We start from the raw sequence: 15,851 nt of genomic DNA, 5'->3' as shown, positions 1-15,851 counted from the left end.
TCAGTTGGAAGGTGGATAGCGGTCGACCAGCCGGTTCTGCCGCCGGTTGAGCCGCGCGAGCGCGAGCAGGCCGATGGGCTTCACGCCGGCCCTGCGCTGCGCCGCGCCGATGGCGAACAGCAGCCGCTGCTTGGCGAAGACCATGCGGAAGCCCTGGATCACGCCGATGTCGGGGTCCCACGCCTCGATGGCCTCGGAGCCCGCGCCGTTGACTTCCATGATGGTGAAGCCGCGCCCGGCGCCGAGCTCGCGCAGGCTTTCGTAGCGCACGTCGAAGCGCCCGAAGCGGAAGTCGGGCATGTCGCGAGCTACGGCGTCGATGGCGCGCACCAGTTCAGGCGTGACGAGCGCCGCGCCGTCGCGGTAGAGGCCGCCCACGCGCGTCGAGCCGATGGTGGCCAGCCGCACCTGCTGCCCGGCGGCGGGCACGCTGTCCGGCGGCACGCTGCATTGGTGGCGCGGCGAGCGCGCGATGCGGCGGGCGCGCACGTCGGCCGCCACGAGCTGCGCCACGGTGCTGCGGCCGTCTCCCGTCACGCGGGGAAAGTAGCGCAGCGCCAGCCCGATGACGCGGCCCTCGGCGGTGGCCGGATCGCGGGCGTAGAAGATGCCGGCTTCGCCTTCCTGCGGCAGGTAGCGCTGCAGCACCACCGTTTCGTCCGCGGGGAAGACGGCCAGGTAGGCCAGCAGCGCCGCCATGTCGGGCACCAGGCGCACGCCGTAGCCGCACAGGCCCAGGTCGGGCTTGGCGACCACGGGAAACGCGAGGCCGCTGGAGGCCATGGCCTGCAACAGCGCGTCTTCGGTGGCCGTGCCGTCGTTCAGCACCCCGACGTGTTCGGCCGTGACCGATCGCGCCAGCGGCCCCATGCCCCGGAAGTATTCGAGCTTGCCTTCGCCGGCCATCCCGCCCGAGGTGATGTGCGGATTGGCGGCGGTGGGCACGGTGGCGCCGCCGTAACGCACCGAGAGCCACAGCCACTGCACCACCAGCGGCACGCAGATGAGCCACTTGGGCATGCGCTCCAGCACGCTGCACTCGCGCACCACGGCGAGCCGGGCGGTGTCGATGCCGAGGTCGAGCCCGGCGGCCATCAGGCTGCCTCCGCCGCGCGGGTGGCGACCAGGCCGACCGCGGCGATGCGGTCGATGTGCGCGTACACCGGCCGCTCCAGCTCCTCGCCGAACACGTCGGGGTCGATCTCGGCATAGGACCAGGCCAGGCCCGGTGCCGCGAGCAGCGGCTGCATCTCGGCGAGGAAGGGGTCTTCGCCGTCGACCATCGCCACGCCGGTGTAGAGCAGCAGCTGCCCGCCCGGCGCGAGCCGTTTCAGCGACTCGGCCGCGATGCGCACGCTGAGCGCCCGCCCCAGCCGCGCGCCGCCGTGGCGGTAGGCGCGCTGCGCGGCGTCGTCGAGGTAGGGCGGGTTCGACACGATGAGATCGAAGTCGCCATCGACCGCCGACAGCGCGTCGCCCTGTGCGAGCGCGACGGCGATGCCCGCCACCTCCGCGTTGGTCGCCGTGTACTGCAGCGCGAGGGGGTTGATGTCGTTCATCACCACCGTTGCCGCCGTACCTGCGTCCGACAGCGCGCGTGCTGCCGCGATACCGCCGGCGCCGCTGCCGCATCCCACGTCGAGCACGCGAAGAGACTGCCGTTGCGCCTTGCGCGAGGCCAGTGCATGGCCAATGAAGCGCGCGAAGCGGCTGGTGTCGGGGCCGAAGAACACGGCGTTCTCCTCGACCGTGGGATAGGCCGAGTGGAAGAACAGGTCGTCGCCCAGGCTGGCGATGCGCACCGTGCTGCGCAGCAGCGATCCCTCGCGCCGCACGATGCCGGCGCGCTCCATGCCGGCCAGCAGTTCGGGCGGCAGCGCGCGCGCCTCGAACGGCAGGTTCCAGCCGAAGATGTCGCGCAGGGTGGCGCCCGGCTCGCGTCCGCGCCGCGCGAGCACGCGCTGGTGCGTCAGCGGCGTGACCGCGGTGAAGCGGTAGCCGGTGGCCGCCACCTGGCGCAGCACGTCGGCCGCGTTCAGCATGCGGCGACCTCTTCCGGCTGCCGCAGCTCGGCGCCGTAGCGCTCGAAGCAGCGTTCACCGCAGGTGAGCCGCATCAGCGCGCCCTCGGCGATGAACTGTCCGCAGGCCGGGTCGGCCTCGACCAGCGGCAGGATCACCTCGCGATTCCACGCGCGGGAGTGCGACACGTCGAGCGCCGCATGCAGGTCGAAGTAGGCACGCGCACGGCCGCCGAGGTCCAGCCGCCGCATGCCGGCGGCCACCTGCTTCACGCGACCGGGGGCCGTGAGCTCGATGACGCCGAGCGCGCCGATGGCGTGGAAGGCGTAGCGCCGCGTGGTGGCGAGCGCGACCATGGTGTTGGCGAGTGCCAGCGATTCCCAAACCGTGGTGTCGACGGCCGGGTGCAGGTCGAGCTCGCGCACCATCTGCTCCAGCATCTGGCCGTGCATGGCGCTTTGCTTGCCGTGCCCCATCTCGTCCCAGAAGTTGCGCGCGCACTCCAGTTTGGGCTGCGGCGGGAGCTTGACCTGGGCGTAGGCCAGCAGGTCCTCGAAGCCGGCCTCGCCCGCGGCCTCCTGCGTGAGGAACCAGCGCATCTGCGGCAGCGTGGCCTCATGCGCCAGCCAGTCGAACAGCGGGTGGCCCTGGCCCGGCCCGGTGTGCGCCAGCGATTCGAACCAGGCGACAAAGTGCGCCGCGTTGCCGCAGGACGACGACGCGGCCGCCTGCACGGTGGCACGCAGGCCTTCGACGTACTCGCCTTCGAGCAGGCGGCAGGCATGCTCATGCTCCAGCTCTTCCTTCCACCGGGGCGAAGGGATGCCGGGCCTCAGCCGTGCGGCGTTGAACCGCGCCAGTCGGCGGTGAAGGGTGTCCGGGGTGTCGTCAACAGGCATGGCCGATCCTCGTCATCCGCTGGGCAAGGGGCCAGAGTGCGCCTTTGCGCGGCGGCTGTCCGTCAGACGGTGCCTACAGATTCATCCCCGGAGGCCCCGGGGGCAGGGCGAAACGGCCTCAGGTCGACCAGATGCGCGGCGTGGCTGCCGGCAGCCGCCACAGCTCCGCGCGCCATGCCTGCCAGACCTGCCGCAGCAGCTGCATCGCGGGTTCGACCACGGGCGCCAGCACCCGCAGCACCACCACTTCGGCGTGCGGGCTGGTGGCGCCGGCGCTTTCGGCCAGCGGGCTCGCGTCGAGCAGCGTGCGCGCGTGCGCCAGCAGGGCGTCGCGCCGGGCGCGCGCGATCGGCGAGCCCGCCACGAAGAAGAGCGAAGCCAGGCAGCGCTGGCCGCCGAGGCCGATGGGGCTCTGCAGCAGGCGCTGGTCGGCCGCGTCGATGCGCCCGCGCTCCAGCCAGACGCCGGGCACTTCGATGTGCTGCAGGTAGGTACCGCGCTCGAAGGGCTGGCCGGCATTGGGCAGGCCCAGCGCGGTCACGTCCCAGCCGATCAGCTCGGCGCCGGGCGCGGCCTCGATGGAGAGCCGGTTCTCCGCGCGGCAGCCGCTGTAGCAGATGGCCTCGAGCGGCAGCCATTCGAGCCGTGCGCCGGCCTCGAGTCGGATGTGCGTGCGCTGCAGCGCGAGATCGCCCTCGGAGCGGTAGAAGCGCGAGGCGCCGGGCGTGGTGATCAGGCCGTGGCTGCCGTCGGCCGCCTCGATGTCGATGTCGAGCGTGTCGCCGCCCACCAGGCCGCCCGGCGGATGCACCAGCACGTTGTGGCAGATGGCGTCGCCCTCGGGATACAGGCTTTGCAGGATGCGCAGCGGACCGTCATGGCGGAAGCGGGCGACGGTGCGGGAGGCTTCCTGCCGGTAGGAAAGATGGAGACGGGCGTGCCAGGGCATCCGGGGAGTCTAGTGCGCCGGCTTTCAGGTCTTCCAGGCGCCGTCGTGGGCCGCGCTGGCCTCGTCGATCAGCGCCGGGCCGATGCATTCGATGGGATGCGGCGAGGCACGGAACACGTCGCGGCACGAAAGCTCCGCGTCGCGCTGGTCCTGCCGCTCGCCGCGGAACACGCGCAGCCGCTCGGCGTCGATGCCGAACACCACGCGGCCGATGTTCGACCAGAAGATCGCGCCCGCGCACATCACGCAGGGCTCGCCCGAGGCGTAGAGCGTGGCGCCGGCCAGCTCCTCGCGCGAGATGTTGCGCCCGGCCAGCGCGCGCAATGCGTTGACCTCGGCATGGGCGGTGCAGTCGCCCGTTTCCGTGTTGCTGTTGCCGGCCTCGGCCAGTATCTCGCCGGCGGCCGAGACGATGACCGAGCCGAAGGGGCGGTTGCCCCGCCGGCGCGCCGCGTGCGACCACACGATGGCCTTGCGCAGGTAGCGTCCGTCGCGCTCGTCGAGCGCGGTTTCCGCGGGGTAGGTGATGCCGTTGTTGCTGCTGGTGGTGTTCATGCCTTGGGGAGGGAGCGTTCGCTGCGCGATGGAAGCATCGAGGTGTTGAAGATGGCGTCGGAGGCAGGCTTGACTTTCAGGCCGAAGACATCGGCCACCTCGTCGACCTGCTGCTCCAGCGTGAGCTTCTTTATATCGCCGAGGCCGTGGCCGCGCGTGTCGGCGGCGCCCACGTACTGCGCCGTGATGCCCCAGCGCTCGAGCTCGATTTTCTCATCGAGGATGGGCTCGCGCTGGCGCATGGCCGCGATGCTCGGTGCCGGGTTGGCGAAGGTCTCGACGATGGCCCGGTTGCTCGCGCGAAGAAAGGCGGCTACCACCTTCGGGTTCTGCGCGATCAGGTTGCTGCCCGCGAGGATGGCGTTGCCGTACAGGTTGACGCCCGCGTCGGCGTACTTGAGCACCGAGAGCTCCTCGGGCTTCATGCGCGCGAAGAGCGAGACGGCCGAGTCGTGGAAGTAGGTGGCGGCGTCGACGTCGCCGCGCACCATCACGTTGTCGCGCGCGCTGAAGTCGGTGGTCTGCCACTGGAAGGCGTCGGCGCGCATGCCCTGCTTGCGCGCGACCATCGGCCAGGCGCGGCGGGTCGATTCGACGGCCGCCGCAGCGACCTTTTTGCCCGCAAGGCTCCTGAAGTCGCCGTTCACGCCGCGGTCCTTGCGGCCGATGATCACGAACGGTGCGCGGTTGTAGTACTGGTACACGGCCTGCACCACCGGCGTGCCGGAGTTCTGCGCATTGAACTCCACCAGCGAGCTGATGTCGCCCAGCCCCAGCTGGTAGACGCCGCTGGCGATGCGGGTGATGGATGCGACCGAGCCGGCGCCGGTGTCGATGCTCACGTCCAGCCCTTCGTCGCGGTAGTAGCCCTTGGCGAGCGCCAGGAAGAAGGGCGCGGTCTGTCCGTTGATGCGGAAGTCGAGCGTGAACTTGAGCGGGGTGAGCTTGCCGTTCTGCGCAAGCACGGCGGGGGCGGCAATGGCTGCGGCGCTGGCCGCGAGGAAGGATCGACGTTGCATGTGGGGCCTCGGAAGCTTCGTGTCTTGAATCCGGTCGCCTTTTCCTGGTGAAGGAGGGCGGCGGGCATTTCAAGAGCAATTTCCGGGCGGGCGCACTTTCATGGTGCGTGCGCTGCTGAACGCTTCTACTCTTGCGGCCGGTCATGCACGACGCATGCCAAGGGCCCTCTTGACTATCTTGCTCGGGTGTTTTGCTCGGGCTTTGCGGGCCGGGGCTTGGAGCGGCGGCGCGGTCGAGCCACAATCCGGGCGCGCAACTTGCAAGGCAGTCTGCGCAGAGTAGAAGCGTTCAGCCGCGCGATGCCCCACGCATCCAGGCAGGAAATTGCTCTTTCAGTTCGTCCCCACACGACCACGGAAGGAGTCCGCGCATGCTCGTCACCCAACAACCCGTCTTCCGCAAGTTCTGGTATGCCGTCATGCCGCTCACCGAACTTGCCAACGGCCCGAAGCCCTTCAGGCTGCTGGGCGAAGACATCGTCCTGTTCATCGACGCCGACGGCCAGCCCGCCGCGCTGCGCGACCGCTGCTGCCACCGCACCGCGAAGCTTTCCAAGGGCTGGTGCGTGGACGCCGAAGGCCAGGCCTGCGGCACCGGTGCGATCCAGTGCGGCTACCACGGCTGGACCTACGACCGCAGCGGACAGGTCATCCGCATTCCGCAGTACGAGCCCGACCGGAAGATCTCGCCGGAGTACCGCACCACGGCCTACCGCTGCACCGCGCGCTACGGCTATGCGTGGGTGGCGCTGGAGGAGCCCATCGCCGACATTCCGGCGATTCCGGAGTTCGACGACCCGGGCTACCGCACCATCTTCCAGTTCTACGAGGAGTGGCAGACCAGCCCGATGCGCGCGCTGGAGAACTCCTTCGACAACTCGCACTTCAGCTTCGTGCACCGCGCCACCTTCGGCGTGGCCGCGAGCCCGAAGCCGAGCAAGTACGAGCTGGTGGAGAACGATTCGGGCTTCTACGCGGAGACGGTCATCGAGGCCACCAACCCGGTGAAGTTCCATGCGATCAGCGGCGTGACCGACCCGATCACCACGCGCCACATGCGCAACGCGTATTTCCTGCCGTTCTCGCGCCGGCTCGACATCGAGTATCCGAGCGGCGTGCGCCACATCATCATCAACTGCTTCACGCCCATCGACGACGGCCGCATGCAGCTTTGTCAATGGCTGTTCCGCAACGACACCGAGGCCGACTGCACTGCGCAGATGCTGATCGACTTCGACGAGGCGGTGACGCGCGAGGACAAGGACATCCTCGAGTCGACCGACCCCGACGCGCTGGTCGACACGCGCCGGCGCGGGGTGGAGTATTCGATGGAGTCGGACCGGCCCGGCATGCTGATCCGCAAGCACCTGATGCAGTTGCTCGCGAAGCACGGCGAGGCGGAGGTCTATCGTGGCATGAGCAGTGCCGTGATTCCGATCGCAAAGGCCGCCTGAGCGGCCCCTGCATCAAGCGCATCAAGCCGGCGCGGTCGCCGGGTTCGGGCGCGTTGCGCGCGACGAGCCCGTTTCGTAGCGGTCCATCGCCAGGCCGTCGGTGCGGATCTCGGGGCGCTGGCCCATCACCATGTCGGAGATGAGCTTGCCCGAGCCGCAGGCCATGGTCCAGCCCAGGGTGCCGTGGCCGGTGTTGAGGAACAGGTTGGCGTAGCGCGTGCCGCCGACGATGGGCGTGCTGTCGGGCGTCATCGGGCGCAGGCCGGTCCAGAAGGTGGCCTTCGGCACGTCGCCGCCGGGGAAGAGGTCGGTCACGACCTTTTCGAGCGTGGCGCGGCGCGCCGGGTTCAGGCGCAGGTCGAAGCCGCCGAGTTCGGCCATGCCGCCCACGCGGATGCGGTTGTCGAAACGCGTGACGGCCACCTTGTAGGTTTCGTCGAGCACGGTCGACTGCGGCGCCAGCGATTCGTCGACGAGCGGAACGGTCAGCGAGTAGCCCTTGACCGGGTACACCGGGATGTCCAGCCCCAGCGAGGCGATGGCGGCGCGCGAGTAGCTGCCGAAGGCCATCACGTAGCGGTCGGCCGTGAGGATCTTGCCGGCCGTGGTGCGCACGCCGGTGATGCGGCCGCCGTCGGTTTCGAGGGCGGCGATGGTCTGGCCGAAGCGGAAGTCGACGCCCATGCCGCGTGCAATTTCGGCGAGGCCGCGGGTGAACAGGTGGCAGTCGCCGGTCTCGTCGTTGGGCAGGCGCAGGCCGCCGGTGAGCCGGTCGCGTGCACCGGCCAGCGCGGGCTCGATGCGGGCGAGGCCGTCGCGGTCGAGCAGCTCGTAGGGCACGCCGCATTCCTCGAGCACGGCGATGTCGCGCTCCACCGCGTCGAGCTGGGCCTGCGTGCGGAACAGCTGCAGGGTGCCGCCGGTGCGCTGCTCGTACTGCAGGCCGGTGTCGGCGCGCAGCTGCTGCAGGCAGCCGCGGCTGTATTCGGCCACGCGCATCATGCGTTCCTTGTTCACCGCGTAGGCCTCGGGCGAGCAGTTGCGCAGCATGGCGGCCATCCAGCGTAGCTGGAACAGGGTGCCGTCGGGGCGGATCGACAGCGGCGCGTGCTTCTTGAACATCCACTTGATCGCCTTCAGCGGAATGCCCGGCGCGGCCCATGGCGTGGAGTAGCCGGGAGACACCTGGCCGGCGTTGCCGAAGCTGGTTTCCTCGGCGGGGCCGGCCTGCCGGTCGAGCAGGGTGACCTCGGCGCCCGAGCGGGCAAGGTAGTACGCCGTGGTGGTGCCGATCACGCCGCCGCCGAGAACGATGACTTTCATGGTGTATTCGCCGATTCAAATGGAATGAATGGAATCTAAAGTCCTCAATGCAGTGGATTCCACTGATTTCGGCGACTTGGCAGTGGAATACACTGCCGAAAATCGCCCAAGGCGCCCTCCGAAGTGAAATGCCCGAACTCGACCGCATAGACCGCAAGATCCTCGACGTCCTGCAGCGCCAGGGCCGCATGTCCATGACCGAGCTGGCCGAGCACATCGGCCTGTCGGCGTCGCCCTGCGCCGAGCGCGTGAAGCGCATGGAGCGCGACGGCGTCATCACCGGCTACCACGCCCACGTGTCGCCCGAAGCGCTGGACAAGACGCTGCTGGTGTTCGTCGAGATCAAGCTCTCGGCCAAGTCGGGCGACGTGTTCGACAAGGTCCGCAAGGAGCTGCTGCACATGCCCGAGGTGCTCGAATGCCACCTGGTGTCGGGCAGCTTCGACTACCTCGTGAAGGCGCGGCTCAGCGGCATGAGCGAATACCGGCACCTGCTGGGCGACATCCTCAAGAAGCTGCCGGTGGCGGCCGAGTCGCACAGCTACGTGGTGATGGAAGAAATCAAGGAAACGCTGATGCTGGCGGTGGACCGCTGAGTAACTGAACCGATGAGCACGAACAACGACGTTCCGGACGTCACCATCCGGCCCTGGCGCATCGAGGACTTCGACGCGGTGAAGGCCATCCTCGACGACACCTTCGCCGGCACCTGGCTGCCGGAACTCACGCCCGAGGCCGCCAGGGCCCACGAGGAGAGCGGCGCGCCCGTGGGCTACATCGACGAGAAAGGCCCGGACTTCTTCGTGGCCGAGATCGACGGCGAGGTGGTCGGCATGGTGCACTGGGAGCACGACTTCGTGCACGCGCTGCATGTGCCGGCCGTGCACCAGCGCAAGGGCATCGCCCGCGCCCTCATGGCATTCGCCGAAGACGGCATGCGCGCCGACGGCGTGGAGCTCGCGCGGCTGGAGACGGACACTTTCAACACGAAGAGCCAGGGCTTCTACCTTGCGCTCGGCTACCGCGAGGCCGACCGCTACCCCGACCTCGAATGGCACAGCGGCTTCACCACCATCCTGTACGTGAAGACGCTTTCTCCCCGAACCGCAACACCCTCCCAGAGGAAACACGCATGAGCATCTCGATCCGCCGCGACGGCACCACGGGCACGCGACACATCCTGAAGATCCGCAACCACGAGATCCCGGTCGATGCATCGCCGGCCGGCGGCGGCAGCGACGCCGGCCCCGAGCCGCACGACCTGTACGACGCATCGCTCGCGGCCTGCAAGGCGCTCACCGTGCTGATCTACGCGCGCCGCAAGGGCATTCCGGTGGAAGACATCGAGGTGGTGGTCGACCGTGACGACAGCGAGGAGCGCAAGGGCGTCTACCGCCTCAAGTCGGGCCTGCGCCTGAGCGGCGACCTCAGCGAGGCGCAGCGTGAAGAGCTGCTGCGCGTGGCCGGAAAGTGCCCGGTGCACAAGCTCATGACAGAGGTGAAGACCGAGATCGAGACCGGCTGGGCAGAGTGAGCCGGCTCTTCCTCTCGCCAATCACTGCAGCGCGCGATATGTCCGTACCGCGCGCAGCAGCGCCCACAGGCCGGCCTCGGCCGGCACCTTCTTCTCGTTGAACGCCACGGCGATGTAGACGTCGTCCGCCGGCACGTAGGCCACGATGCTCGTGAAGCCCTCGATGCCGCCGCTGTGGCCGAGCATCAGCCCGGGGCCGTCCGGCACGTCGTACAGCTGCACGCCCATGCCGTAGAACGAGTTGCTGCCGGCGTAGGGACCGAGCATCGCGGGCATGCCGGTGAACATGCGATGCACCGATTCGCCCGGAAGCACCTTGCCCGCGAGCAATGCGTGCCAGAACACCGCGAGGTCGCCTGCCGTCGATGCCAGCGCGCCTGCCGCATAGGGCGTTGCGTACTGGTCGGGCGCCTCGACCGGCCTGCCCGAAGCATGGCCCGTGGCGACGGGCAGTTCGACGCCGGCCTTGCGCATGACGGTGTGCGTGAGCGCCAGCGGCTTGATGAGCCGCTTCGAAAGCACTTCGGCGAACGGCGCGCCTTCCACCTTCTCGACGATCATTCCGAGCATCGCGTAGCCGGTGTTGCTGTAGCTCCAGTTCGTGCCGGGGCAGAACTGAGGCTTCTGCGATGTGCCGAGCGCGACGATGTCGGCGGGCGTGCGGTAGGCAGTGCCCAGCGACGGCAGCGCGTTGAAGCTCACGAGCCCGCTGGTGTGGCGCAGCAGCTGCTCGATGGTGGTGAGCTTCGCGTTCGGCGCGTCGGGAAACCACTTGTCGATGGTGTCGCCGAGCCCGAGCCTGCCTTCCTCGACGAGCTGCAGCACGACCGCGGCCGTCAGCGTCTTGGCTGTGCTCGCGACCTGGAACTGCTGGTCGGGCACCACGGGCTGCGCCGGTTCCCTGCGCGCCAGGCCCCGCGTGGCGGACCAGATGCCTTCGCCGGGAATGGCGACGGCCACGCTGGCGCCGGGAACGTGCTGCAGCATCTTGTCGAGCGCATCGCCGAGGGCGGCCTGCAGCCCTGCGGGGAGCTGTCCGTCGATGGGGCGCTTGAAGTCCTTGCGCCAGACCGTGTCGGGCGCGCTGCGCATCTGCGGGCCGGCCCATGCGGGAGAGGGCGAGCACGCGGCCTGTGCCATGCCCGGCGAGGCATGCAAGGCCGCGCAGAGCGCGAGCAGCGCGGCGGCAGACTTCGTCCGCCTCGTCACTTCGCGGCCTCAGCCCGAGTGCGCGCGGCCTCCACGCGCTTCGCGTAGCGGTCGCCCCAGTCGGCCAGCGGCGCGAGCGCCGCATTGAGCGTGGCGCCCAGCTTCGTTTCCGAGTACTCCACGCGCGGCGGCACTTCGTGGAACACCTCGCGGTGGACGATGCCGTCGGTTTCCATCTCGCGCAGCTGCTGGATCAGCATCTTCTCGCTGATGTCGGGCAGCGCCCGCTTCAGCTCGCCGAAGCGCAGGGGCTGCACGTGCAGCTCCCACAGGATCACGGCCTTCCACTTGCCGCCGATCACGTCGAAAGCCGGGCCGATGCCGCAGTTGTAGGGTTTCTTGGATTTCATCTTCATCCCCATCAGTAGGTAATACATACATTTTGGTAAGTACCTAACTTAATTGTAGGTACTTGACCGTTAGGAAGCCCGATTCCTACGATACGTCCATCTTCACAACCCGCAACGAGCGAATCGTCATGAGCAGCAAGAGCAACGACATCAAGGAAGTTTCCGTTCTGGGCCTGGGAGCGATGGGCGAAGCCATCGCGCGGCTCTATCTCGACCAGGGCTACAAGGTGACCGTGTGGAACCGCACGGCAGGCAAGGCCGATGCGCTGGTCGCGAAAGGCGCGGTACTGGCGCGCAGTGCGAGCGAGGCGGTGCGCGCCGCGCGTGTCGTCGTGATGTGCGTCTACGACTACCGCGCGGCCGATGCCATCTTCGCGCTCGACGGCGTTGCCGCCGCCATGGACGGCCGCCTGCTGGTGCAGCTGACCACCGGCAGCCCGCAGGACGCTCGCGACGCGCAGGCGTGGGCGCGCAAGCAGGGCGCCGCCTACCTCGAAGGCGCGATCCAGGCCGCACCCGACCAGATGGGCCAGCCCGACACGCCGCTGCTGGTGTCGGGCGCCAGGCCGGTGTTCGACGAAGCCGAGCCCTGGCTGAAGGCGCTGGCCGGCGGCATCGTCTACCTGGGCGGGGCCGCTAGCGCGGCGGCGGCCATGGACCTCGCCACGCTGTCCACCATCTACGGCACGATGCTCGGCTTCATCCACGGCGCGCGCATCGCCGAGCACGAAGGCTTCGATGTGGCCGAGTACGGCCGCATCGTCGCGGGCATCATGCCGACCTTCGCCGGCTTTCTTCAGCACGAGGGCTCCGTCATCCAGTCGGGCGACTTCGCCATCTCGCAGAGCCCGATGCGCATCTCGGTCGAGGCGACGCGGCGCATCCTGCAGTCGGCGCAGGACTCCGGCATCGACACCGGCTTCCCGGCCTTCGCGGCCGGCATCTTCCAGCGGGCGGACGCAGCCGGCCTCGGCGGCGAGGAACTCGCGGCGCTGATCAAGCTGCTGCGCGCGAAGCAAACATCGGCATAGCTCAGGCCCATGTCATGAACTGGATGGCGCGCAGCACCTCGGCCTCGCGCTCCATGATGAAGTCGCCGTGGCTGGCGTTGTCCAGCGTGAGCCGGTTCGGCGTGTCGAGCGCCGCCACGAGCTGATTCGAATTCGTGATGGACACGCGACGGAAGATGCGCAGATAGTCGTCAGCGTCTTTCTGTGTCTTCGCGTCGAGCGGAAGCTCGAGCCACGGGAACATGTCGCGCCTGCCAGAGGGCAGGGCGGTCACGACAAGCGACGGCGCGCGCACGGCCTTGTAGTCCGGCGAGAAAGAGTGTCCGGCTGTGTCCACGGCGGTCTCCACTTCATCGGGGGTATTGAGGCGCACGCTTCCGTCGCCGCGTATGTCGATGGCGTCGCGCAGGTTCGCTTCCAGCGCAGGCCACCAGTTCTTCGAGTTGCGCCGGAAGAAGGCGATGGCGGCCTGCAGGGATCGGCCGTCATCCGGTGTCGGCTTGGGCTCGTGGAGCAGGCGGTTGTCCGGCACCGTCTCGCCTCCGCTGTCGCCGTCTAAGGTGTAGTCGAAGGTGGTGTCCAGGTAGATGAGTCCTTGCGTCCGTTCCGGATACAGGCCCGCGAATCGCGTGAGCTCGTTGCCCGCGATCGAATGGCCGCCCAGCATCGCGCGCTGCACGCCCAGCGCGTCGAGCACCGCCTTCAGGTCCGCGACCAGCGTATCGACCTCGTAGTACTGCGTGGCGGTCTTCACCGGCATCGGCTTGTCCGAGAGTCCGTAGCCGCGCCGGCTGATGGCGAGCACCCGCGATCTCGCTGCCAGCGCGGGCGCGAGGCTGTCGAAATAGCGTGCGTTGCCGCCCAGTCCGGCCAGCAGCACGATGACGGGCCCGGTGCTGCCGGGCGGCTGCCAGTCGCGCACCTGCAGCGAGACTTCGGGCGTGGCCGACACCTTCACCCGGCGGTCGATGACCGTGGGCTTGCCGCCGCCACCGGTGTCAACCCCTCCTACCCCTCCGACCCCGACACCGCCGTGGCTGCCGCCACCGCAGGCCGCGAGGCCCGCGACGCCGGTCAGCGTCATGGCATGAAGAATGTCCCGCCGTCGAAGGCGGTAGCGGTCCGGTCGGGCAGTACGTGCCGGGGGCGAGGGCAGGCCATTCACTTGGGGGTTCCGTTTCCGTGTGCAGGGAATGGCTCCAGTGTCCGAGCCGCACCTGAAGGCCTGCTTCGGCATTCATGAAGATTTCCTGAAGTGCCGTGACGGCGCTTGGCAGATACTTCCGCCACATTCCGGAAACGGAGTGGTCAGTTCACGTGGAGGCTCATGAATCTCTTGCTTGTTGAGGACGACCTTGACCTCGGCAATGGCGTGCGCATTGCGCTGGCCAATCAAGGCATGGATGTGGTGTGGGTCCGCAGACTCGACGACGCCCTGCGCACCCTCGATGGCGGCACCTTCGACATGGTCCTGCTCGACCTCGGCCTGCCCGACGGCGACGGGCTCGACCTGCTGTTCCGCCTGCGTCGCGACCGACAGATATTGCCTGTGCTGGTGCTCAGCGCGCGCGACGCGCTCAACGACCGGCTGCGAAGCCTGGACGACGGCGCCGACGACTACCTGGTCAAGCCTTTCGCGCTGGCCGAATTGCTGTCGCGCGTTCGTGCGCTCGCGCGCCGAAGCTACGGCTTCAACGACGAGACCATCCGCATGCGCGGGCTGGCGCTGCACGAGCCCACGCGCGGCGTGATCGTCGACGGCGAGCCGGTCGAGCTGTCGCGCTGCGAGTTCGACCTGTTGGCGCTGCTGCTCAAGCGCACTGGCCGCGTGGTCACGCGCCGCGTGATGGAAGAGCAGGTGCTGCCCGGCGGACAGGCCAACGGCAGCAACTCGCTCGAGGTGCACATCTCCAACCTGCGCAAGAAGATCGGCCAGGGCTACATCCGCACGGTGCGCGGCATCGGCTACGTGATCGACGTGCAATCGCTGGCGCGGAGCACGCAGAAATGATTCAGGCGCTGGCGCAGCGCTGGAAGAACTGGAAACAACCTTCCCTGATGCGGCGCCTGCTGCTTGCGCAGATGGGCGTGGTCGCCCTGTTGTGGACCATGGCCATCGCCCTGCTGCTGTACGACTCCTACGAAGACCCCGAGCTGCTGAAGTTCGACAAGATCTTCCAGACGGTGATCGCGATCGCGAAGAACACCGCCGACCGGCCCGACAAGCAGCAGGAGACCATCGCCGCCTTCGATGCCGCGCTGCTCGAGACCATCGGCGACGGCGACGCCGCCTCGGACACCTCGCCGGTCCTGCAGGTGTGGCAGGGCGACAGGCTCGTCTACCGCTCGACGGCCGCGGTGCCCGTCATCCTCAATACCGAGCCGAACCGCATCGAGACCGTGAAGGCGGGCAATCGCGAGTGGCGGGCGCGCACGCTGGCCTCGCCCGACAGCGACATCCGCGTGATGCTGGCCGAGCCCAGCGTCTGGCGGCTGACGGTCACCGTGATGTATCGCGGCTACTACCTGCTGCCGCTGGTGATCAGCCTGCCTTTCCTGATCTTTCCCGCGTGGCTGTCGGTGCGTCTCGCGCTGCGGCCCTGGCGCCGCGTGAGCCAGGAAACCGCCGAGCGCGGGCCGGCCGACCTCACGCCGCTGTCGTACACGCCGCCGCACAAGGAGCTGCAGCCGCTGGTGCAGAGCATCAACAGCCTGCTGCAGCGGGTGCGCGACAGCACCTCTCGCGAGCGCAGCCTGATCGCCGACGCCGCCCACGAGCTGCGCACGCCGCTGGCCGCCATGCGCGTGAACGTGGAGGCGCTGAAGGAGCAGAGCACCGACGAGCGCCAGCGCGAGCTCATGGGCAACCTGCTGCGCAGCAACGACCGCGCGGCCCGGCTGGTGGGGCAGCTGCTGCAGCTGATGCGCAGCGACGCGGTTTCCGACAGCGCGCTGCCCGTGATGCTGTCGTTCGACGCGCTGGTGCAGGACCGGCTCGCCATGATCGAAAGCCTGGCCAGCGCCCGCAATGTCGAACTGGAGCTGGAGTGCGAAGACCGCGTGCCGGTGCTCGGCGAGCGAGAGAGCCTGGTCTCGATGATCGACAACCTCATCAACAACGCGATCAAGTACAGCCCGCCCGGCGGCACGGTGGTGGTGAACGTGGCGCGCGACGACTCGCAGGCCCTGCTGACGGTGGCCGACCAGGGCCCCGGCATCCCGCCCGCGCTGCGCGAGCGGGTGTTCGACCGCTTCTTCCGCAACCCCGACCAGAACCAGAGCGGCAGCGGGCTGGGGCTGGCCATCGTCAAGTCGGTGGTCGACCGCCACGGCGGCGAGGTGACGCTGGGCGAGACCGCCAGCGGAGGCCTGCTGGCCACCGTGCGGCTGCCGCTGGCCTTGGCCGATTCGCCCCAACCCATGCTGTGCAGCTGAAACCTCCCCCGGTGCACGGCCAAAGGGCGCCGTCAGGTCCATTTCGGGGCGAGGAATTACACTACCCGGCGCTGCTTACAGGACACTTTCCAA

General features: G+C 68.7%; 17 protein-coding genes. 7 read left to right on the top strand and 10 right to left on the bottom strand.

Annotated features, from left to right (window positions below):
• The 6 genes from ABL840_RS30195 to ABL840_RS30170 all read right to left on the bottom strand — a co-directional run bounded on the left by ABL840_RS30195 (position 1) and on the right by ABL840_RS30170 (position 5,443).
• Positions 1-1,095 (bottom strand): hypothetical protein, encoded by a 1,095-nt coding sequence (locus tag ABL840_RS30195; protein WP_093301881.1) that lies wholly within the window; start codon positions 1,093-1,095, stop codon positions 1-3.
• Positions 1,095-2,042, bottom strand: a complete 948-nt coding sequence (locus ABL840_RS30190) for a methyltransferase (RefSeq protein ID WP_093301880.1) — start codon at positions 2,040-2,042, stop codon at positions 1,095-1,097. Before ABL840_RS30190 ends, ABL840_RS30195 begins: the two co-directional genes overlap by 1 nt.
• Entirely contained in the window at positions 2,036-2,920 is an 885-nt protein-coding gene (locus ABL840_RS30185; RefSeq protein ID WP_093301879.1) for an iron-containing redox enzyme family protein, read from the bottom strand. The genes ABL840_RS30190 and ABL840_RS30185 overlap by 7 nt, the downstream gene beginning before the upstream one ends.
• Positions 2,921-3,038: 118 nt before the next feature.
• Positions 3,039-3,869 carry an urease accessory protein UreD gene (locus tag ABL840_RS30180; protein ID WP_093301877.1) on the bottom strand — a complete coding sequence of 277 codons (831 nt, stop codon included), beginning with the start codon at positions 3,867-3,869 and terminating at the stop codon, positions 3,039-3,041.
• Between the two features lie 24 nt (positions 3,870-3,893).
• Complete coding sequence (locus ABL840_RS30175) at positions 3,894-4,424, bottom strand: nucleoside deaminase (protein WP_093197494.1); 531 nt, start codon at positions 4,422-4,424, stop codon at positions 3,894-3,896.
• A complete protein-coding gene (locus ABL840_RS30170) occupies positions 4,421-5,443 on the bottom strand; it encodes an ABC transporter substrate-binding protein (RefSeq protein ID WP_093197493.1) in 1,023 nt (340 codons plus the stop codon). Before ABL840_RS30170 ends, ABL840_RS30175 begins: the two co-directional genes overlap by 4 nt.
• Positions 5,444-5,814: 371 nt before the next feature.
• On the opposite strand from ABL840_RS30170, the gene ABL840_RS30165 reads away from it, so the two are divergent.
• Positions 5,815-6,897 carry an aromatic ring-hydroxylating oxygenase subunit alpha gene (locus tag ABL840_RS30165; protein WP_093301876.1) on the top strand — a complete coding sequence of 361 codons (1,083 nt, stop codon included), beginning with the start codon at positions 5,815-5,817 and terminating at the stop codon, positions 6,895-6,897.
• Positions 6,898-6,918: 21 nt separating this feature from the next.
• On the opposite strand, the gene ABL840_RS30160 is transcribed toward ABL840_RS30165, so the two are convergent.
• Positions 6,919-8,220: a D-amino acid dehydrogenase gene (locus ABL840_RS30160; RefSeq protein ID WP_093197488.1), complete on the bottom strand. Its 1,302-nt coding sequence runs from the start codon at positions 8,218-8,220 to the stop codon at positions 6,919-6,921.
• A gap of 128 nt (positions 8,221-8,348) precedes the next feature.
• On the opposite strand from ABL840_RS30160, the gene ABL840_RS30155 reads away from it, so the two are divergent.
• The 3 genes from ABL840_RS30155 to ABL840_RS30145 are packed head-to-tail and all read left to right on the top strand — an operon-like array spanning position 8,349 to position 9,754.
• The gene (locus ABL840_RS30155) at positions 8,349-8,816 is read left to right on the top strand and encodes a winged helix-turn-helix transcriptional regulator (protein WP_093197485.1); all 468 of its coding nucleotides are present in this window, start codon (positions 8,349-8,351) and stop codon (positions 8,814-8,816) included.
• A gap of 12 nt (positions 8,817-8,828) precedes the next feature.
• Positions 8,829-9,356, top strand: a complete 528-nt coding sequence (locus ABL840_RS30150) for a GNAT family N-acetyltransferase (RefSeq protein ID WP_093301874.1) — start codon at positions 8,829-8,831, stop codon at positions 9,354-9,356.
• A complete protein-coding gene (locus ABL840_RS30145; protein ID WP_093197483.1) occupies positions 9,353-9,754 on the top strand; it encodes an OsmC family protein in 402 nt (133 codons plus the stop codon). The genes ABL840_RS30150 and ABL840_RS30145 overlap by 4 nt, the downstream gene beginning before the upstream one ends.
• A 21-nt stretch (positions 9,755-9,775) precedes the next feature.
• Here ABL840_RS30145 and ABL840_RS30140 read toward each other — a convergent pair whose 3' ends face one another.
• On the bottom strand, positions 9,776-10,963 hold the full coding sequence (locus ABL840_RS30140) for a serine hydrolase domain-containing protein (protein ID WP_093301873.1): 1,188 nt from the start codon (positions 10,961-10,963) through the stop codon (positions 9,776-9,778).
• Positions 10,960-11,313, bottom strand: a complete 354-nt coding sequence (locus tag ABL840_RS30135) for a winged helix-turn-helix transcriptional regulator (protein WP_093198433.1) — start codon at positions 11,311-11,313, stop codon at positions 10,960-10,962. Before ABL840_RS30135 ends, ABL840_RS30140 begins: the two co-directional genes overlap by 4 nt.
• Positions 11,314-11,441: 128 nt before the next feature.
• Between ABL840_RS30135 and ABL840_RS30130 the strand changes: the two genes are divergently transcribed.
• Positions 11,442-12,344, top strand: coding sequence for an NAD(P)-dependent oxidoreductase (locus ABL840_RS30130; RefSeq protein WP_093301871.1), 903 nt, complete (start codon positions 11,442-11,444; stop codon positions 12,342-12,344).
• A gap of 1 nt (position 12,345) precedes the next feature.
• On the opposite strand, the gene ABL840_RS30125 is transcribed toward ABL840_RS30130, so the two are convergent.
• The gene (locus tag ABL840_RS30125) at positions 12,346-13,407 is read right to left on the bottom strand and encodes an alpha/beta hydrolase (RefSeq protein ID WP_143042934.1); all 1,062 of its coding nucleotides are present in this window, start codon (positions 13,405-13,407) and stop codon (positions 12,346-12,348) included.
• Positions 13,408-13,650: 243 nt separating this feature from the next.
• On the opposite strand from ABL840_RS30125, the gene ABL840_RS30120 reads away from it, so the two are divergent.
• Both ABL840_RS30120 and ABL840_RS30115 read left to right on the top strand, forming a co-directional pair.
• The gene (locus ABL840_RS30120; protein WP_093197474.1) at positions 13,651-14,334 is read left to right on the top strand and encodes a response regulator; all 684 of its coding nucleotides are present in this window, start codon (positions 13,651-13,653) and stop codon (positions 14,332-14,334) included.
• Positions 14,331-15,758 carry a sensor histidine kinase gene (locus ABL840_RS30115; protein WP_093301868.1) on the top strand — a complete coding sequence of 476 codons (1,428 nt, stop codon included), beginning with the start codon at positions 14,331-14,333 and terminating at the stop codon, positions 15,756-15,758. The genes ABL840_RS30120 and ABL840_RS30115 overlap by 4 nt, the downstream gene beginning before the upstream one ends.
• Positions 15,759-15,851 lie beyond the last annotated feature (93 nt).

Source organism: Variovorax sp. NFACC27 (assembly GCF_048301545.1).
Lineage (GTDB): Bacteria > Pseudomonadota > Gammaproteobacteria > Burkholderiales > Burkholderiaceae_C > Variovorax > Variovorax gossypii.
Note: the sequence above shows the minus strand (reverse complement) of the source record. Positions and strands in the feature narration are given on the sequence as shown.